At 72.0% G+C, this 17,950-nt stretch carries 17 protein-coding genes; 7 read left to right on the plus strand and 10 right to left on the minus strand.

The window, feature by feature from the left end; translation table 11 throughout:
• A partial coding sequence (locus ACZ7EG_RS38550) for a glycoside hydrolase family 48 protein (protein WP_471089278.1) occupies positions 1–437 on the plus strand: 437 nt, incomplete at its 5' end.
• Between the two features lie 212 nt (positions 438–649).
• Positions 650–3,295, plus strand: coding sequence for a cellulose binding domain-containing protein (locus ACZ7EG_RS38555; protein ID WP_471089280.1), 2,646 nt, complete (start codon positions 650–652; stop codon positions 3,293–3,295).
• A gap of 366 nt (positions 3,296–3,661) precedes the next feature.
• On the opposite strand, the gene ACZ7EG_RS38560 is transcribed toward ACZ7EG_RS38555, so the two are convergent.
• Together ACZ7EG_RS38560 and ACZ7EG_RS38565 are read right to left on the minus strand one after the other, a co-directional pair.
• Entirely contained in the window at positions 3,662–4,405 is a 744-nt protein-coding gene (locus ACZ7EG_RS38560; protein WP_471089282.1) for a class I SAM-dependent methyltransferase, read from the minus strand.
• 4 nt (positions 4,406–4,409) lie between these two features.
• On the minus strand, positions 4,410–4,715 hold the full coding sequence (locus ACZ7EG_RS38565; RefSeq protein WP_298552392.1) for a 4a-hydroxytetrahydrobiopterin dehydratase: 306 nt from the start codon (positions 4,713–4,715) through the stop codon (positions 4,410–4,412).
• Positions 4,716–4,842: 127 nt separating this feature from the next.
• Between ACZ7EG_RS38565 and ACZ7EG_RS38570 the strand changes: the two genes are divergently transcribed.
• On the plus strand, positions 4,843–5,649 hold the full coding sequence (locus ACZ7EG_RS38570; RefSeq protein WP_471089285.1) for a helix-turn-helix domain-containing protein: 807 nt from the start codon (positions 4,843–4,845) through the stop codon (positions 5,647–5,649).
• On the opposite strand, the gene ACZ7EG_RS38575 is transcribed toward ACZ7EG_RS38570, so the two are convergent.
• Positions 5,631–6,056 carry a hypothetical protein gene (locus tag ACZ7EG_RS38575; protein WP_471089287.1) on the minus strand — a complete coding sequence of 142 codons (426 nt, stop codon included), beginning with the start codon at positions 6,054–6,056 and terminating at the stop codon, positions 5,631–5,633. The two genes, ACZ7EG_RS38570 and ACZ7EG_RS38575, sit on opposite strands and share 19 nt — an antisense overlap.
• Positions 6,057–6,297: 241 nt before the next feature.
• Between ACZ7EG_RS38575 and ACZ7EG_RS38580 the strand changes: the two genes are divergently transcribed.
• Entirely contained in the window at positions 6,298–7,161 is an 864-nt protein-coding gene (locus tag ACZ7EG_RS38580) for a helix-turn-helix domain-containing protein (RefSeq protein ID WP_471089289.1), read from the plus strand.
• A gap of 197 nt (positions 7,162–7,358) precedes the next feature.
• Positions 7,359–7,826 carry a nitrate reductase molybdenum cofactor assembly chaperone gene (locus ACZ7EG_RS38585; RefSeq protein ID WP_471089291.1) on the plus strand — a complete coding sequence of 156 codons (468 nt, stop codon included), beginning with the start codon at positions 7,359–7,361 and terminating at the stop codon, positions 7,824–7,826.
• A gap of 10 nt (positions 7,827–7,836) precedes the next feature.
• On the opposite strand, the gene ACZ7EG_RS38590 is transcribed toward ACZ7EG_RS38585, so the two are convergent.
• The 7 genes from ACZ7EG_RS38590 to ACZ7EG_RS38620 all read right to left on the minus strand — a co-directional run bounded on the left by ACZ7EG_RS38590 (position 7,837) and on the right by ACZ7EG_RS38620 (position 16,379).
• On the minus strand, positions 7,837–9,888 hold the full coding sequence (locus ACZ7EG_RS38590) for a laminin G domain-containing protein (RefSeq protein WP_471089403.1): 2,052 nt from the start codon (positions 9,886–9,888) through the stop codon (positions 7,837–7,839).
• Between the two features lie 171 nt (positions 9,889–10,059).
• Positions 10,060–11,925 carry a molecular chaperone DnaK gene (gene dnaK / locus ACZ7EG_RS38595; protein WP_471089293.1) on the minus strand — a complete coding sequence of 622 codons (1,866 nt, stop codon included), beginning with the start codon at positions 11,923–11,925 and terminating at the stop codon, positions 10,060–10,062.
• Between the two features lie 67 nt (positions 11,926–11,992).
• A complete protein-coding gene (locus ACZ7EG_RS38600; RefSeq protein ID WP_471089295.1) occupies positions 11,993–12,733 on the minus strand; it encodes a glycerophosphodiester phosphodiesterase family protein in 741 nt (246 codons plus the stop codon).
• Between the two features lie 115 nt (positions 12,734–12,848).
• Positions 12,849–13,103, minus strand: coding sequence for a hypothetical protein (locus ACZ7EG_RS38605; protein ID WP_471089297.1), 255 nt, complete (start codon positions 13,101–13,103; stop codon positions 12,849–12,851).
• Positions 13,104–13,219: 116 nt separating this feature from the next.
• Entirely contained in the window at positions 13,220–13,648 is a 429-nt protein-coding gene (locus tag ACZ7EG_RS38610) for an OsmC family peroxiredoxin (RefSeq protein ID WP_062930137.1), read from the minus strand.
• 139 nt (positions 13,649–13,787) lie between these two features.
• Positions 13,788–15,863, minus strand: a complete 2,076-nt coding sequence (locus ACZ7EG_RS38615; protein ID WP_471089300.1) for a phage holin family protein — start codon at positions 15,861–15,863, stop codon at positions 13,788–13,790.
• A gap of 114 nt (positions 15,864–15,977) precedes the next feature.
• Positions 15,978–16,379, minus strand: a complete 402-nt coding sequence (locus tag ACZ7EG_RS38620) for a hypothetical protein (RefSeq protein ID WP_471089302.1) — start codon at positions 16,377–16,379, stop codon at positions 15,978–15,980.
• An 84-nt stretch (positions 16,380–16,463) separates the two neighbouring features.
• Here ACZ7EG_RS38620 and ACZ7EG_RS38625 point away from each other — a divergent pair, with 84 nt between their 5' ends.
• Together ACZ7EG_RS38625 and ACZ7EG_RS38630 are read left to right on the plus strand one after the other, a co-directional pair.
• On the plus strand, positions 16,464–17,237 hold the full coding sequence (locus tag ACZ7EG_RS38625) for an MBL fold metallo-hydrolase (protein ID WP_471089304.1): 774 nt from the start codon (positions 16,464–16,466) through the stop codon (positions 17,235–17,237).
• Positions 17,234–17,869 carry a DedA family protein gene (locus ACZ7EG_RS38630; RefSeq protein WP_471089306.1) on the plus strand — a complete coding sequence of 212 codons (636 nt, stop codon included), beginning with the start codon at positions 17,234–17,236 and terminating at the stop codon, positions 17,867–17,869. The genes ACZ7EG_RS38625 and ACZ7EG_RS38630 overlap by 4 nt, the downstream gene beginning before the upstream one ends.
• Positions 17,870–17,950: the final 81 nt, after the last annotated feature.

Below are 17,950 nucleotides of genomic sequence, written 5' to 3' on the forward strand. Positions count from 1 at the left end.
GACTGCACGTCACCGTCGCCGACTACACCAACGACGTCGGTGTGGCGGCCGCGTTCGCCAAGACCCTGACGTACTACGCGGACCGCTCCGGTGACACGGAAGCGGCGACGGCGGCGAAGAAGCTGCTGGACGGCATGTGGGCCAACCACCAGGACGCCCTCGGGATCGCGGTCCCGGAGAACCGGGCCGACTACAGCCGCTTCGACGACCGGGTGTACATCCCGAGTGGCTGGACGGGCACGATGCCGAACGGTGACGCGATCAACTCGTCGTCGACGTTCGACTCGATCCGGTCCTTCTACAAGAACGACCCGGCCTGGTCGAAGATCGAGGCCTACCTCAAGGGCGGCGCGGTGCCGTCGTTCACGTACCACCGGTTCTGGGCCCAGGCGGACATCGCCCTGGCCATGGGCTCGTACGCGGAGCTTCTCGAATAGCCCCCGCCGGGCGCTCCGCGGGTGGGCGGGTCTCGGCTGCGGGTCCGTCGTGACTGGTCGCGCAGTTCCCCGTGCCCCTGAAACAGCAGGTGCGTCCGAAGCTCCGCGTACCTGGCCCCGCACCTGACGCGGGGCCACCACGGCCGGGCGGCTCCCCGCACGGGAGTCGCCCGGCCCTCGCACGTTCCCCCTCCCGCGGAAGGAACCCCACCGTGCGAAGAACCCGTATCCTCACGGCCGTGCTGGCGCTGGCGGCCGGCCTGCTCTCGGGCGCCCCCGCCCTGGCCGCCGATCCCACGGCGACGAAGCTCGCCGCGGACACCTACACCTGGAAGAACGCCCGCATCGACGGCGGTGGCTTCGTCCCGGGAATCGTCTTCAACCGCTCCGAGAAGAACCTGGCCTACGCCCGCACCGACATCGGCGGCGCCTACCGCTGGCAGGAGTCCTCGAAGACCTGGACGCCGCTGCTGGACTCGGTCGGCTGGGACGACTGGGGTCACACGGGCGTCATCGGCATCGCGTCCGACTCCGTCGACCCGAACCGGGTGTACGCGGCGGTGGGCACGTACACCAACAGCTGGGACCCGAAGAACGGCGCGGTCATGCGCTCCTCCGACCGGGGCGCGACCTGGAAGAAGACGGATCTGCCGTTCAAACTGGGCGGCAACATGCCGGGGCGGGGCATGGGCGAGCGGCTGGCCGTCGACCCGAACCGCAACAGCGTGCTCTACCTGGGGGCGCCCAGCGGCAAGGGGCTGTGGCGGTCGACGGACGCGGGCGTGACGTGGTCGCAGGTCGCGAACTTCCCCAACGTGGGCAACTACGTGGCGGACCCGGGTGACACGTCCGGCTACTCCAGCGACAACCAGGGCATCGTCTGGGTCACCTTCGACGAGTCCACGGGCACCTCCGGCAACGCCACGAAGACGATCTACGTCGGCGTCGCCGACAAGGACAACGCGGTGTACCGGTCGACGGACGCGGGCGCCACCTGGCAGCGACTGGCCGGCCAGCCCACCGGCCACCTCGCCCACAAGGGCGTGCTGGACGCGAAGAACGGCCACCTGTACCTCGCGTACAGCGACAAGGGCGGCCCGTACGACGGCGGCAAGGGCCGACTGTGGCGGTACGCGACGGGCACGGGGGCCTGGACGAACATCAGCCCGGTCGCGGAGGCCGACACCTTCTACGGATTCAGCGGGCTGACGGTGGACCGGCAGAAGCCGGGTACGGTGATGGCGACCGCGTACAGCGCCTGGTGGCCGGACACGCAGATCTTCCGCTCCACGGACAGCGGCGCGACCTGGACCAAGGCGTGGGACTACACGTCGTACCCGGACCGCGAGAACCGCTACACGATGGACGTCTCGTCCGCGCCGTGGCTCACCTGGGGCGCGAACCCGCAGCCGCCCGAGCAGACGCCGAAGCTGGGCTGGATGACCGAGGCCCTGGAGATCGACCCGTTCGACTCGAACCGCATGATGTACGGGACGGGTGCGACGATCTACGGCACCGAGAACCTCGGGAACTGGGACAGCGGCGGCAAGTTCACCGTCAAGCCGATGGTCCGGGGACTGGAGGAGACGGCGGTCAACGACCTCGCCTCTCCTCCGTCGGGCGCCCCGCTGCTGAGCGCGCTGGGTGACATCGGCGGCTTCCGCCACACGGATCTGGCGAAGGTCCCGCCGATGATGTTCACCCAGCCGAACTTCACGACGACGACGAGCCTGGACTTCGCCGAGTCCAGCCCGAACACCGTCGTGCGGGTGGGCAACCTCGACTCGGGGCCGCACATCGCGTTCTCGACGGACAACGGCGCCAACTGGTTCGCCGGTACCGACCCCTCGGGCGTGAGCGGGGGCGGCACGGTCGCGGCCGCGGCCGACGGCAGCCGGTTCGTGTGGAGCCCCGAGGGCGCCGGCGTGCACCACACGACGGGCTTCGGCACGTCATGGCAGGCGTCGGGCGGGATCCCCGCCGGGGCGATCGTCGAGTCGGACCGCGTCGACCCGAAGACCTTCTACGGCTTCAAGTCCGGGAGGTTCTACGTCAGTACGGACGGCGGCGCGACCTTCAAGGAGTCCCCGGCCACCGGGCTGCCGAGCGGTGACAGCGTCCGCTTCAAGGCGCTGCCCGGCGGGAAGGGCGACGTGTGGCTGGCGGGCGGCGCGACGGACGGCTCGTACGGGCTGTGGCACTCCACGGACGGCGGGACGAGCTTCACCAAGCTCTCCGATGTCGAGCAGGCCGACACCATCGGCTTCGGCAAGGCGGCGCCCGGCGCCTCCTACCAGACGCTGTACACCAGCGCGAAGATCGGCGGCGTACGCGGCATCTTCCGCTCCACGGACAAGGGCGCGAGCTGGACGCGCATCAACGACGACGCCCACCAGTGGGGTTGGACGGGCGCGGCGATCACCGGCGACCCACGGGTGTACGGCCGCGTCTACGTCTCCACGAACGGACGGGGCGTCGTCTACGGCGACAGCTCCGGTGGCGGCACGACGGACCCGGGCCCCGGCCCCGACCCGGCGGGGCCCTGCAAGGTGACGTACAAGGTCACCAGCCAGTGGCCGGACGGTTTCCAGGCGGACGTCCAGCTCACCAACACCGGTACGACCGCCTGGAACGGCTGGTCTCTCGGCTGGACCTTCGCCGACGGCCAGAAGCTGACGCAGGCGTGGAACGCTGAGGCGGCACAGTCGGGTTCGGCGGTGACGGCGACGAACATCGGCTGGAACGCCAACGTGGCGGCGGGGTCGTCGGTGAGCTTCGGCTTCACGGCACAGCGGTCGGGCACGAACACGAAGCCGGCCGCCTTCAAGCTGGGACAGCAGAGCTGCACTGTCGACTGACCGGGTGATCCGAGGGCGCGTACCGGACAGGGTATGCGCCCTCTCCGCCACCCGGAACGATCATGAATCGATCACCTTACCCGCACACAGCTCACATTTTCTTCATATCTCCCGTTACGCTCACCTCCCCCGAAACACCTCAGGGGGGTCCATGTCGTACACCCGGCTTCCGCCGCCGCCCGGCTTCGGGCCGCACCCCTCCCCGCCGGCTCCCCGGCCGTCCTGGACCCGCAAACGCGTCCTCATACCCGCCGCCGCCGTGCTCCTCCGTGATCGAGCACTGGATGTCGCCGCCGCCCATGGTGCTCCGCCCAGCTCAACAGCGACTTCAGCGGTGGCTTCAGCCAGACGGCACGGTCGCCGGATTCACTCGGTCTTGCGGAACGCCCTCAGGCCGAACACCGGGTCGGGGCGCGGCCGGTCCTGGTCGGGCAGCTGCGCGAGCCGGGCGGCGAATCCGTCGGCGAGCGGGTGACCCGGCGGCAGGGTGACGAACCAGCCCCGGCGCAGGTCGGCGATCGTACGCCGGGGACTGCGGCCCTGGCCGTGACCGGTGAAGCGGGCCTGCCCGGCCGGCACCAGGCCGTGGGCGGCGGCGCAGGACTCGATGTCCGCCGCCGCGTCCCGGACCGGGCTGAGCGGCCGGGAGGACAGCACGACATCGATGTCGCTCCCCACGTTGTGCGAGGCGGCCTTGTCGACCGTGGTGACGTAGATCCCGCCGGGACGCAGCACCCGGGCGCACTCGCCGACGATGGTCCGCACCTCTGCGGGCCCGGCGGCCAGGTGCAGCAGCCACACACTGCACACGGCGTCGAACTGCCCGTCCCGGAAGGGCAGCCGACGGCTGTCGGCGCGTACGACGGCACCGGGGAGCCGGGTGGAGGCCTGCCGGGCCATCGCGGCGGCGAGGTCGACGCCGGTCACCCGCATGCGGTCGCGGGCGGCGGCGATCCGGCGGGTCACGATGCCGGTGCCGCAGGCGACGTCGAGCAGACTGCGCGTGTCCGGCGGTACGAGGCTCAGCACGGCCTGCGCGGCGGCGGCCGCCCGGGGCTCGCCGCCGCGCGAGGCGTCGTAGCGCTCCGCTTCCTTGTCGTAGTCGAGCACCCGGTCAGTGTGCCCCGTGCCCGGGGGCGAGGTCCTCCACCCTGCGGGCGAGCTCGAAGTCCTTCTCGGTGACGGCACCGCCCGCGCTGTGCGTGTGGACGGCCAGGGAGACGGTGTTGTAGCCGAGCGTGAGGTCGGAGTGGTGGTTCAGTTCCTCCTGGACCTGGGCGATGTGCACGACCATCGCCGTCGCCGCGAAGTGCGAGCCGAGCCGGTAGGAGCGGATGAGGTGGTCCCTGTCGAGCGACCAGCCCGGCAGCTCGGCCAGCCGGTCCTCGACCTCCTTCTGCGACAGCGGTTCGACGGGCATGGGCTGCGCTCCTTCCCGGACTGCGGTGTCCTCGATGTCCTCTCAGCCTGCCACAGCGGGGCGGCCGGGGCCCTGGTCACGAGGGTGCGTCTGTCCGGTGCGGCCCGTTCTCGGCTACGGTCCCGGCATGACCACTCACCCGTCCACCGCCGAGCGGGGCGTGGGCCCGCTGCTGCGGGCCTGGCGGGAGCAGCGGCGCGTCAGTCAGCTGGAGCTGGCCCTGCGCGCGGACTCCTCGGCCCGGCACATCAGCTTCGTCGAAACCGGCCGCTCCCGGCCCAGCGAGGACATGGTGCTGCGGCTGGCCGAGTATCTGGACGTGCCCGTGCGGGAGCGCAACGCGCTTCTGCTGGCGGCCGGTTACGCCCCCCGCTACCCGGAGACCCCGCTGGACGACCCGGCGCTGGGCGCGCTGCGCGAGGGAATCGAGCGGCTGATCAGCGGCTATGAGCCGTATCCGGCGCTGGTGGTGGACGCGCTGTACAACGTCGTGGCCGCCAACCGGGGGGTCATGACGCTGGTCGACGGTGTCGGTGAGTCGCTGCTCGAACCACCGCTCAACGCGATGCGGCTGGCCCTGCACCCGCGGGGCCTCGCGCCCCGCATCCGCAATCTGCGCGCCTGGCGGGGCCATCTGCTGGAGCAGATGGAGCGGCAGATCGCCCTGCACCGTTCGCAGCCGCTGCGGGCGCTGTACGAGGAGGTGGCGGCGTATCCCGTGCCCGAGGAGGATCCGGCGGACGAGCCCTCGGAGCCGGTTCCGCACTTCGCGCTGCCGCTGCGGATCGAGCACGAGGGACGGACGCTGTCGTTCATCTCCTCGATCTCCACGTTCAACACGCCGATGGACGTGACGGTCGCCGAGCTGGCCATCGAGACGCTGCTCCCGGCCGACCCGGCGACGGTCAAGTACCTTCAGACGTTGACGTCCTGACGGTTCCTCAGGGCCGTGTGCTGAAGGACGGCGAAGCCGGCCACGGCCAGGGCCTGGAGCACGGTCCACACGGCGCCCGCCGTGCTCGGTGTGAGCCACAGTGCCAGGGCGGCGAGGCTCACCGCCGCCCAGGCGAGGTTGGCCTCGACGACGGCCCGTACGCCGAGCGCCGGCGGCTGCCTTCGGGCGGCCAGCAGGCCCACCCCCGCCGCGTAGACGGCGAGAAACGCACCCACGGCGAGGAGCAGCGTGGTGTCGGCCCCGAGGAACCGTCCGAGCGGACCGGAGAAGGCGAGGTAGGCGAGGGCGTTGGCGCCGGTCACGACGGCGTCCAGGGCGAGGAAGCGGCGCAGCATCGACTGCGGTTCGGAGGTCCGGGCGAGTGCGGCGAGCTGGATCGCGGACATGGAGAATCACCCTCCGTCGGGTCGTGGTGCGGCGGCTGGGTCCGGTTCCCGGACCGGAGTGCGCCGGCCCGGGAACCGGTACGTCCACGATCCCTTCCGGGTGACGTCGGGTCGATTACCCGCGGGGTAATGCCCGCGCCGCTCCTCCGCTTCCGGCGATCTTCTCGCTCCCGCCCCTGTCGTGCCGACGACCGACCGTGACAGACTGATCGCAGGCTTGGGCACGTTGGGGAGGCGTGGCGTGAGTGAACGGCGGGCCGCACCCACCGTGGGCCAGGTGGTCCTGGGCAAGCGGTTGCAGGAGCTGCGTGAGGCCGCGGGCCTCAGTCGTGACGAGGCCGCGAAGGTACTGCGGGTCGCTCCGGCGACGGTCCGGCGGATGGAGACCGCCGACGTCGCGCTGAAGATCCCGTACGTGCAGATCTTGCTGACGGCGTACGGGGTGGCCGAGGACGAGACCGCCGCCTTCGTCGACCTCGCGGAGGAGGCGAACCGGCCGGGCTGGTGGCAGCGGTTCCACGACGTGCTGCCGGAGTGGTTCAGCCTGTACGTGAGCCTGGAGGGAGCGGCCCGGATCATCCGGTCGTACGAGCCGCACTTCGTGCCGGGGCTGCTGCAGACCGAGGGGTACGCGCGAGCCGTGCTGGAGGCCGGCACCATCGCGAACGCCGGGCCGGACGCCGTGGACCGGCATGTGTCGCTGCGCATGGAGCGGCAGCGGCTCCTGGACCGCCCGAACCCGCCGCACCTGTGGGTCATCATGGACGAGACGGTGCTGCGCCGCCCGGTGAGCGCGGACGGCCGGGTGATGCGCGAGCAGCTGGACAAGCTGCTGGAGTACGCCGGGCGTGACCGGGTCACCCTCCAGGTCGCCGAATTCGCGGACGGCCCCCATCCGGGCACGTACGCGCCGTTCTCGCTGTTCCGCTTCGCCGAGCCCGAGCTGCCCGACATGGTCTTCACGGAGTACCTGACCGGCGCGCTGTACCTGGACTCCCGCAAGGAGGTCTCCGCGCATCTGGAGGTGCTGGACCACATGACGGCACGGGCGGGCTCCGCACAGCGCACGGAGGAACTGCTGCGGGAGTACCGCGAGCGCTACTGAGCCGCTCGCCTCCGCCCGATTCGCCGACGCCGCCGCGATGATCGTCTTCCCTGTGCCACACGCGGCGTACACCTGCCCACGCAGATTTCATGGGACGGGTTCTGACCCGTACGGGCGCCGTCGGCAGGTGTGCTCCCCGGTCCGCCCCTAGCGTCGGAATGACGGGCGGGCAGGCAAACGCTCGCGGAGGAGGTCCGATGCCCGGATTCGAGGTGCTGTACCAGGCGGCCGCGCTGTGCCTGATGTACCCCGACGACGACTTCCGCGCCCGGCTGCCACTGCTGCGCGAAGCCGCCCCCCAGCTGCGGGAGTTCGCCGACCACGCGGCCGTCACCCCGCCGAGGGAGCTGGCCGCGCACTACGTCGAGGTGTTCGAGGCCGGGCAGGAGCACAGCCTGTATCTGAGCGCCTGGCGCGAGGCCGCCCCGGCGCCCTCCGAGGAGCTCTACCGCGCGCACGGTCTGGAGACCACCGGTGAGGAGCCGCCGGACTTCCTGCCCGCGGTGCTGGAGTTCGCGGCCCGCACCGGCACCACGGAGCTGCTGGTGGACCACCGCGACGGCCTGGACCAGCTCCGGTGCGGCCTCACCGACTTCGGCACGCCGTACGCGACGGTCCTGGACGCGGTGTGCGCGACGTTGCCGTCCGCGCACACCGGTCCCTGACCTGGCCCGGTTACGGGACGCGGCCGTCGGGGAGAGCGCCGGCGAAGGCGCGCACCTCGTCCACGTCGCCGTGCAGGTACTCGCCCCAGCCGTCGCCCGTCCGGGCCCGGCCGATCTGGAGGGGGCCGGAGGCGCGCCAGCCGTTCGGGAGGTCCGCTGTCGCGTCGGCGCCGGTCTGGCCGTCGACGTAGAGCTTCACCTTGTCGGTCGCGTCGTCGTAGACCACGGCGACACGGTGGCCGATGCCGTCACGGCCGTCCGCCCTCGCGAACCGGGCCACCACGGTCTCGGGGGCGCCCCGCTCGTCCTTGTGCGGCATCACCAGCTGCCAGGCTTGCTGCTCGGGCTGGTAACGCACCTTGAAGGCGTCGGTGTGCTCACCGGGCAGCGACAGCACGGTCATGGGGCGCTCGGGCTCCCTGTCCGCCAGCTGCACGACCACGCCGATGGTGAAGCTGTCCGAGGTGTCGACCACGGGCCCCTCGGCGATCGCGTGACCGGTCTTGCCGTCGAGTGCCAGGTGGCCGTCGCCGACGAGAGGCTGCGGCGCGGGCGTGCAGTCCGGGTCCAGCCACCACTCGCACGAGCCGTCCGGGACGCGGTAGATCGTCGCACCGGGCCCCAGCTTCAGGGGCGCGCCACCGTTCAGGTCGGGGCTGGCGCCGTCCGGGGCCGTCTCCAGGGACCAGTGCCCGCGCAACGACGGCTCGCGGCGGGCCAGTTCGGCAGCCTCGTCCGGCACGACCACCCGGTCGTGGACTCTGACGCCGCCCAGTTCGCCGTGCCAGCGGTCGTGGTAGCCGTTTCCGTCGCGGACCCGGCCGATCTGGAAGGCGCCGGCGGTGGCAGTGGGCGTGGCCTCGGCCCTCGTGCCCACCTCATGGCCGTTGACGTACAGCTGCGCCTTGCCCGTCTCGGCGTCGTACACGCCCAGCAGATGGGCCCATTCGCCGGTCTCCGGCGCACCGCCCGACACCGTTGCGCCGCCGACGGTGAACGACCAGGCCGGGGTCTCGCCCCGGGCGCTCAGACCGAGGGCGAACGCGGCCGACTCCCCCGCGTCCTGGCCGGCGACGGTCATGTTCCGGTCGGTCCCGGCCGGGCGTGCCCAGGCGCTGACCGCGAAGCTCTCGCGGGGGTCGGCGACGGCCGGGGCGTCCGTGGTGAGGTAGCCGTGGCTGCTGCCGTCCAGGGTCGCCGTCGCGGTGAGCTTCGTGCGCGCGGGGGCCGGGGCGCCGAAGGTGACGCCGGAGCCGGCGACCGCACCGGTGCCCACCTCCGCGTCGGCGGACGTGGCTCCCTTCGCGTCCGCCAGGGGCCAGTGGGCCACGGGCGCGCGGCCGGACTTCACCAGGAAGTCGTACGACGACTGGCCGCTGCTGCGTCCGGCACGGTCGATGGCCCGGACGGTCAGGCTCTCGGGGCCCGAGTCGAGGGGCAGGAAGGGGATGGTCACCGGCCCGCCGGGCCGCTCGGGGCGGACGGTTCCGTAGGGGCCGCCGATGAAGCCGTAGGTGTAGGACACGACGTCGTCGGAGGGCGAGTCCATGGTGAAGTGGCCGTAGACGCCCACTCCGTCGACCCAGGAGACGTTCTCCGGGTACTCGGGCGAGGAGATCGTCGCCTTCTCCGGGTTCTCGTCGTCGTAGACGAACTCGCAGGCGGAGCCGGCGCCCTCGGAGCTCCAGGGGGAGGTCGCCTTGCCGTCGTTCGCGCGGACCCGCCAGGAGATGACGGTGTTGGGCGGGACGGAGCCCTCCGGCATGTGCCACCGCTGCGGATCGCCAGAGAGCGTCTCGTGCGTCGTGTGCGTGAGCCGCTGTTCCACCCCGTCGGCGTCGGTCCACCGGGCTTCGAACTCGCCCTTGACCAGGTTGGCCTCGGCAGGGTGGTTGTCCTCCTCCGGGTCGTACAGGACCGCGCTCAGGACGGGCGGCCCGGAGACGTACACCCTCTGGTCCCCCGCCGCGCACTCCTTGTGCCCCGTCTCCAGATCCTGGACGAGCGGCTGCTTCGGCGGCAGGTTGTCCGCGGCCTGTGCCACGCCGGTGCCGGTCGTCATCACGGCCGCCACCGCACACCCCACCGCCAGCAGTCTGTGCCCGCCGGATCTCTTCAGTGCGTCCAACTGTCCCTCCCCTGTGAACTTCCCTCGGCCCGCCGGTCACACGAGCCGCTGGAGGTTAACAGGGGGCACTGACATCTCAGAAAGTGTTTTCCCGGAGGGAGTCGGCTAGGCGGCGCCTCCCTTCGCGTCCGGGCCGTTCTTCTCCTCGTCCACGATCTCCGCGTCGACCACGCCCTCCTCGTCGTGCGATGCGCCGGAGGGCCCTTCGGTGGGGGCCTGCTGGGCCTGGGCGTACATCGCCTGGCCCATCTTCTGGCTGACGGAGGCGAGCTTCTCGACGGCGGCGCGCAGGGCGGCGGTGTCCGCCTGCTGTTCCAGGCGCTCCTTCACCCCGGCGACGGCCGACTCGACCTCGGACTTCGTGTCGGCCGGGACCCGGTCGCCGTTCTCGCGGAGGAAGTTCTCGGTCTGGTAGACGAGTTGCTCGGCCTGGTTGCGGGTCTCGGCGGCCTCGCGGCGCTCCCGGTCCTCCTCGGCGTACTGCTCGGCCTCGCGCATCATGCGGTCGATGTCGTCCTTGGGCAGGGCCGAGCCGCCGGTGACGGTCATCTTCTGTTCGCGGCCGGTCGCCATGTCCTTGGCGGAGACGTGCATGATGCCGTTGGCGTCGATGTCGAACGCCACCTCGATCTGCGGTACACCACGCGGCGCCGGCGGCAGGCCCGTCAGGTCGAAGACGCCGAGCTTCTTGTTGTACGCCGCGATCTCCCGTTCGCCCTGGTAGACCTGGATGCCGACCGAGGGCTGGTTGTCGGCAGCCGTCGTGAAGATCTCCGAACGCCGGGTCGGGATGGTCGTGTTGCGCTCGATGAGCTTCGTCATGATGCCGCCCTTGGTCTCGATGCCCAGGGACAGCGGGGTGACGTCGAGCAGCAGCACGTCCTTGACGTCGCCGCGGATGACGCCCGCCTGGAGCGCCGCCCCCACGGCCACGACCTCGTCGGGGTTGACGCCCTTGTGCGGGTCCTTCCCGGTCAGTTCCTTGACCAGGTCGGTCACCGCGGGCATCCGGGTCGAGCCGCCGACGAGGATCACGTGGTCGATCGCGGAGAGCTTCACGCCGGCGTCCTTGACCGCCTGGTGGAACGGGGCCTTGCAGCGGTCGAGCAGATCGGCGGTGAGCTCCTGGAACTGGGCCCGGGTCAGCTTCTCGTCGAGGTGCAGGGGCCCCTCGGCGGAGGCCGTGATGTAGGGCAGGTTGATCGTCGTCTCGGTCGAGCTGGAGAGTTCGATCTTGGCCCGCTCGGCGCCCTCGCGCAGCCTCTGCACCGCCATCTTGTCGCTCGCGAGGTCGACGCCGGTCTGGCCCTTGAAACGCTTGATCAGGTACTCGACGATCCGCTGGTCCCAGTCGTCGCCGCCGAGGTGCGTGTCGCCGTTGGTGGCCTTCACCTCGATGACGCCCTCGCCCATCTCCAGCAGCGACACGTCGAAGGTGCCGCCGCCGAGGTCGAAGACGAGGACCGTCTGGTCGTTCTCCTTGTCCAGGCCGTAGGCGAGGGCCGCGGCCGTCGGCTCGTTGATGATGCGCAGCACCTTCAGGCCCGCGATCTCACCGGCCTCCTTGGTGGCCTGCCGCTGGGTGTCGTCGAAGTAGGCGGGGACGGTGATCACGGCGTCGGTGACGTCCTCGCCGAGGTAGGACTCCGCGTCCCGCTTGAGCTTCTGCAGCACCCGCGCGGACAGCTCCTGCGCACGGTAGCGGGTGCCGTCCACATCGCCCTCGCCGGGGAAGCGCCAGTGCGCGTCGCCCATGTACCGCTTCACCGAGCGGGCGGTGCGCTCCACGTTCGTCACGGCCTGCCGTTTGGCCACCTCCCCGACCAGCACTTCGCCGTTCTTGGCGAACGCCACGACCGAGGGTGTGGTCCGGGCCCCCTCCGCGTTGGCGATGACGGTGGACTCGCCGCCTTCCAGCACGGCGACCACCGAGTTCGTGGTTCCGAGGTCGACTCCGACCGCTCGTCCCATCGCTGTCCCCTTCCGCCAGGGCGACGACACTCCACACACTCCAGCACAAAACTTGAGTGCGCTGTTGTCAATGCCGCGAGGGGGTGATCGGGCCGCGCAGCGCCACGGCCCGCCGGGGCCGGTCGGTGACGAGCACGTCGACACGCGGGTGAGCGAGGAAGGCCCGCATGAGCGTGTCGTCGTTGACGGTCCAGACCATGGTGAACAGGCCGTGCCGGGTCGCCTCGCGCAGTACGTGGGTCCTGGCCAGCCGCTGGTGCACGGCGACGCCGTGTGCCCCGCAGGCCCTGATGCGGCGGGCCGGGAACAGCTCGCTCAGCCGGGTCCCGGGCAGCCGGGACAGGGCGAGTTCCCGACGGTCCCGCCCCAGGGACAGGGCGGTGCGTACGCCGGGGAAGCCCCGGGTGACGGCGGCGACGGAACGGTCCTCCAGCGTGGTCACGACCAGCCCGTCCGTGCCGAGCAGGGCGAGAGCCCGGTCGATCACCTCCTGCTCGTAGCCGACCTCCTTGAGGTCGAGGTGGGCCACGAGTTTCCCGGCGATCAGCGCCATGACCTCGTCCACCACGGGCACGGCGTATCCGGCCCGCTCGCACAGCTCGGCGTGCGTGAGCGCGGACAGCGGCGGCCCGGCGGGGCCGACCCGGGGGTCGTGGTAGACGACGAGGACTCCGTCCCCGGTACGGCGGATGTCGAACTCGACGTACTCCGCACCGGACGCGATCGCGTCCTCGTACGCCTCCCAGGTGGCGGGGCCGGCTCGCTCGGAGCCTCCCCGGTGGGCGGAGACGGCGGGGTGTGGCGTCATGGTCGTCGGTTCCCGGAGGGCGAGCGGGGAGGCGGCACGCGCACGAAGTCGTCGTCGGGCGCGGGCAGCAGCGGGCCGGAGCGGGTGCGGACCCGTCTGAGCAGGGCGTATCCGATCACGACGAGGACGACGAAGGGAAGCCAGGGTGCTCGTCGACGTTGGTGCCGTTGACGCCGAAGAAGGCCGGCGGCAGGGCGCTGGTCATGAGGTGGGAGGCGAAGCGGCCGTAGTCGTAGCGGTCGACGAGGTCGCCGAGGGAGGTGTCGCGGGGGCGGAGCCGTCCGGAGAGGCCGAACAGCAGCAGGACGCGGGTCCGGTCCCGGGTGGCGGAGTCGAGCACCGTCGCGTGCGTGGACGTTCCCGGCAGCATCGCGTTCCTTCCGGCCCGGCGTTCGAGGCGTCCGGTTCCTACCCCGGCCGGGGGCGGTGAACCGACGGCGCGCGGGCCGCCCGGTGGGCCGGCCCGCGCGCCGAGGAGGTGGCGGGTCAGGCGAGCTTGGCGGTCAGCGTGATGGGCGTCGCCTTGAGGGCCTGGCTGACCGGGCAGCCGACCTTGGCCTCGTCGGCGGCCGCCTGGAAGGCCGCCTCGTCGATGCCGGGGACGGTGCCCTCGACGGTGAGGTGGATGCCGGTGATGCCCTCACCGGGCTGGAAGGAGACGTCGGCCGAGGTGATGAGCTTGGTGGGCGGCGTCCCGGCCTTGTTGAGGATGTTGGAGAAGGCCATGGAGAAGCAGCTGGAGTGGGCGGCCGCGATCAGCTCCTCGGGACTGGTCTTGCCGTTCGCCTCCTGGGCGCGCGAGGCCCACGTGACCGGCTGCTCGCCGATGGCACCGGAGGAGTCGAAGGTGACGACGCCGTTGCCCTCGAGCAGGTTGCCTTCCCAGACGGTGTGTGCGGAGCGCGTGGTAGCCACGAGTTCTTCCTTTCGCGTACGGACTCGCGTGCGGGCCCGTCGCCGGGCCCCGTGTCCCCCATCCGATCACACTACTGCTCAACTCACGCGGAGGACCTGCCCTCTGGCGGTGTGCGTGCTGCGCGGTGTGCGCATCTTGTCAGGCTGCGTGCTCCTCCTCGGCGGCCGTCAGCGGCACCTGCGGTCCGTTCGACTCGCGCAGCCAGCGCCGCAGTACCCGGTGCACGTGCTCGGCGCCGACGAGTTCCTCGCCCTCGCCGACCGGTGCCGAGACGCCGAGCGGGGACAGCAGGAAGGGTCTGCCCTGGGCGCCACCGAGGCCGCCGTGGGAGCCGATCTGCTCCTCGAAGGCGAGTACTTCGCCGTCGGCCGGGTCGTGGAAGGAGTTGACCATGATGTCGGCGGTGTGCGGGAAGGAGTGCGTACGGCGTATCGCGTCGGCCGCGCCCGGGCCGAAGGGGGCGAGCGGGCCGGGGTTGTCGTCGAGATCGGCCAGGGGGATCTCGGCGCCGTACGCGCCGAGGACGACACCGCCGTGTTGCTCGCTGCGCACCAGCAGGAAGCCGATGCCGGGGTGGTTGGCGAGGGTCGGCAGCAGCGCGGGGTGGCGGGCGTCGATCTCCTCCTTGCTCATCCGGTGCGTGACGTCCGGGAACGAGACCAGGCCGAGGTTGCCGGAGGCCAGCACGATCGGCTCGGAGTCGCGCGTGGGGCGGTGCTCTTCGCCGCTCTCCGCGACGGGGAAGTGCAGCGCGGCGCGCACGGCGGCGCGGGCCTCCGCGCCGCTGCGGGTGCGCTCGGCCTTGCGCGGTACGGGCATGCCGCAGCCGGCCCGGACCAGGTCACCGAGCGTGAGGCCGTAACGGGAGCGGAAGGTCTCGCCGGGACTCTGGCCGTGGTCGGACAGCACGACGATCCGGTACGGACGCGGGGCGTGCTCGGCGACGCTCTCGATCAGGGCGAGCGAGCGGTCGAGACGTTCCAGGACCTTCTGCGCGTCCCGGCTCGCCGGGCCGGAGTGGTGGGCGACCTCGTCGTAGGCCACCAGGTCGGCGAAGACGGCCGTGCGGCCGACGAGCATGTCGCCGGTCACGGCGGCGACGACGACGTCCCGCTCGACGACCGTCGCGAAGGCCCGCACGAGGGGGTAGAGGCCGCCGCGGGAGACGCGCGGGCGTTGCTTGCGCAGGCTCGCGCGGGTGGACTGGCCGATCTCGCGGCCCACCTCGGCGATGAAGGAGAGCGCGGTGCGCACGGCGTTGGCCGGGTCGCAGAAGTAGGCGAAGTAGCCCGCGCGGGAACGGTTCTCCCGGCTGCGGCGGCGGGCCGCGATGGACAGCACGAGCGCCTGCTGTTCGGCGCCGCCGCTGAACAGGTTGCCCCGGCTGGCGCCGTCGACGGTGAGCAGCCCGCCGTGCCCCGCGTGCTCGACGGCTCGGCGCTGGAGTTCGGCGGCGCTGGTCGGGCGGTTGCAGACGACCACCTCGCGGGTGTCCTTCTCGTACCAGCGGAAGGCGGGGACGTCGTGGTTGCTGCCGTGCAGGATGCCGAGCTGGCTGGCGCCGGTCTGGCTGGACCAGTCGGTGCGCCAGGCGGTGAGCCGGTGGGTGGGGCGGCCGCCGTCGCCGATGGCGAGCCAGCGGCCGACGGTGGGCATCAGTCCCTTGCCGACCGCGTCGAGCAGGGTGTCGTGGCCGACGCCGTCGAGCTGCACGAAGACCGTGCCGGGGCCGGCCGGTGAGGGCGTTCCGGACCGGCGGCGGCGATCGGAGAGGCGGTAGAGCCTGCGGCGATAGGCGTCGTCGTCCCGCACGGCCAGGGCGGCGCCGGTCGCGGACGCCACCGCGGACATCACGGCGGCGACGACGACGGCGGTCTCCGGCGCGGCGGCGCCGCGCTCGGCCGGGTTCAGCTGCAGGGCGAGCAGCAGCAGGGCGCCGTTGAGGAAGAAGACCAGCAGTCCCAGCACCAGCGCCGGTACGAGCAGCAGCAGCCGGACGAGCAGCGGCCACACCAGGGCCGACAGCAGACCGAAGGCACCGGCCCCGAAGGCCGCCGTGACGGCTATGTCGGTCGCGCTGTCGCCGTTCTCCGAGCGGAGCCGGAAGTCGGGGAGGATCCCGGCGAGTACGAGCATGGTGAGGGTGGAGACCGCCCATACGGCGACGCTCCGCCCCACCTGACTGGCGACCCGCCGCCATCGCACGCCCCGCAACGCCCAGCCACCTCACGTCCCTGGCCCGCAGCCGCGGCGAGCCCTCCCCCACAGTGTCTCAACGCCCGGCCGGGCGGTTTCGTCCCCAGGTCGCACACCGGCGTGGGGACGGCGTCAGCGCCCGTCGTAACCGGCCGTCGGCATCGACAGCCGCCGGTGCACGCACGCCTTCATCGCCGCGTCGTACGCAGGCTCCGCATGCCCCACCGTCTCCACCCGTACACCGCGCCGGGCGCATTCGGCGGTGAACTCCTCGACGGAGGCGAGCGCGGTCTCCAGGACCCGTCGGCTGGGCGCGACGAACAGGTCGAGTCCGGGCCGGACGCCGTCCCACAGGGCGCCGTGGTCGGGCCGCAGCCCCCGGACCAGTAACTCCCGGCTGACGACGTAGCCCCGCTCGGCGGCCCAGCGGGCGCACATGGCGTGCTGACTGCGGGAGTCGACGAGGAACGGATCGTCGTCCAGCTCCTCCAGCGGCGTCAGACTCGCGATCGCCGTGACCCGCACCGGCACCATGGCGTCCCCCCCTCACCTCCGGTTTCGCCGCCGACCCTACTCCTGCACGTAGGCTTCGGGGAGTCGCGCGAAGGAGGCAAAGAAGTGCCGGTGGAGATCACCTGGTGGGGTCACGCCACTTGCACCGTCGAGGATTCGAACGTGCGCGTGCTCACTGATCCCCTGTTCGCACGCCGGCTTGCACACCTGCGCCGCCGGCGCGGAGCCCTGCCGCCTCCGGGCGCCCCGCACGCGGACGTGGCGCTGGTGTCGCATCTGCACGCCGACCACCTGCACGTGCCGTCGCTGATGCGGCTCGCCGAAGGAACGCGCCTGCTCGTCCCCCGGGGCGCGCGCCGGGCGGTGCCGGGTCTGCGCCGGCTCACGCACCTGCGGGTGAGCGAGGTGGCGCCCGGCGACGAGACGCGGGTCGGCGACATCGTCGTACGGGCCGTGCCCGCGCGGCACGACGGTCGGCGGCTGCCGTTCGGGCCGCACCGCTCCCCCGCGCTCGGCTACGTCATATCCGGCGAGGCCCGGACGTACTTCGCCGGGGACACCGGGCTGTTCGACGACATGGCCGACGAGGTCGGGCCGGTCGAGGTGGCACTGCTGCCGGTGGGCGGCTGGGGACCGTACCTGGGCGAGGGGCACCTGGACGCGGGCCGGGCGGCGCAGGCGCTGGCACGGCTGGCGCCGCGCAGTGCGGTGCCGGTGCACTACGGCACGTACTGGCCGATCGGCATGGACGCCGTGCGCCCCCACGAGTTCCACGCGCCGGGGGACGAGTTCGTCCGGCTGGCGGCCCGGCACGCACCGGCGGTTTCGGTGCATCGGCTCGGGCACGGGGAGAGCGTGCGCCTGGAAGCCGCGCGGTGAACTGGTCCGCGCCTGTGGCGCTCGCGGCGTCGGCCGTCACACCGGTGTCCCTGGTCCCGGAGTCCACGCAGCAGGCGATCGGCTATCCGACGCTCTTCGTGCTGGTGCTGGCCGGGGCGCTGGTGCCGGTGATTCCGACCGGCGCGCTGGTGAGTTCGGCGGCGGTGGTCGCCGTGCACCGGACGGCGCCGTTCTCGCTGGCGATGGTGTTCGTGACGGCGTCACTGGCGGCGTTCCTGGGCGATGCGGCGCTGTACTGGCTGGGGCGGCGCGGACTGAAGTCGAAGAACGGGTCGCGGTGGCTGGAGGCGATCCGGTCGCGTGCGCCGGAGGACCGGCTGGAGCAGGCGCAGGAGAAACTCGGCGCGCACGGGGTGGCGGTGCTGGTGTTGTCCCGGTTGGTGCCGGCGGGGCGTATCCCCGTGATGCTGGCCTGTCTGCTGGCGGAGTGGCCGCTGCGGAGGTTCTCCCGGGGCAACCTGCCGGCGTGTCTGGCCTGGGCCGCGACGTACCAGGTGATCGGGATACTCGGAGGGTCGCTGTTCGCCGAGCCGTGGCAGGGTGTGCTGGCGGCGATCGTGCTGACCGTGCTGATCAGCGTGGCGCCGACGGTGGTTCGGCGGATGCGGTAGCGCCGTGGGAGCCGGTGTGGTCTCCGGGTGCGGGACGTCCGTGGCCGCTCGCGCCGTTCGCCGCGCCCCCTCAAAGCCGCT

Source organism: Streptomyces sp. NPDC037100 (genome assembly GCF_055606225.1).

Coding starts and splice junctions, on each gene's coding strand:
- dnaK (WP_471089293.1), bottom strand. CDS start 11,925: ATGGGACGAGCGGTCGGAGTCGACCTCGGAACCACGAACTCGGTGGTC.
- ACZ7EG_RS38565 (WP_298552392.1), bottom strand. CDS start 4,715: ATGCCCGTCGAACCGCTGTCGCAGAAGGAGGTCGAGGACCGGCTGGCC.
- ACZ7EG_RS38585 (WP_471089291.1), top strand. CDS start 7,359: ATGCCCGGATTCGAGGTGCTGTACCAGGCGGCCGCGCTGTGCCTGATG.
- ACZ7EG_RS38575 (WP_471089287.1), bottom strand. CDS start 6,056: ATGTCCGCGATCCAGCTCGCCGCACTCGCCCGGACCTCCGAACCGCAG.
- ACZ7EG_RS38590 (WP_471089403.1), bottom strand. CDS start 9,888: ATGACGACCGGCACCGGCGTGGCACAGGCCGCGGACAACCTGCCGCCG.
- ACZ7EG_RS38620 (WP_471089302.1), bottom strand. CDS start 16,379: ATGGTGCCGGTGCGGGTCACGGCGATCGCGAGTCTGACGCCGCTGGAG.
- ACZ7EG_RS38605 (WP_471089297.1), bottom strand. CDS start 13,103: ATGCTGCCGGGAACGTCCACGCACGCGACGGTGCTCGACTCCGCCACC.
- ACZ7EG_RS38570 (WP_471089285.1), top strand. CDS start 4,843: ATGACCACTCACCCGTCCACCGCCGAGCGGGGCGTGGGCCCGCTGCTG.
- ACZ7EG_RS38600 (WP_471089295.1), bottom strand. CDS start 12,733: ATGACGCCACACCCCGCCGTCTCCGCCCACCGGGGAGGCTCCGAGCGA.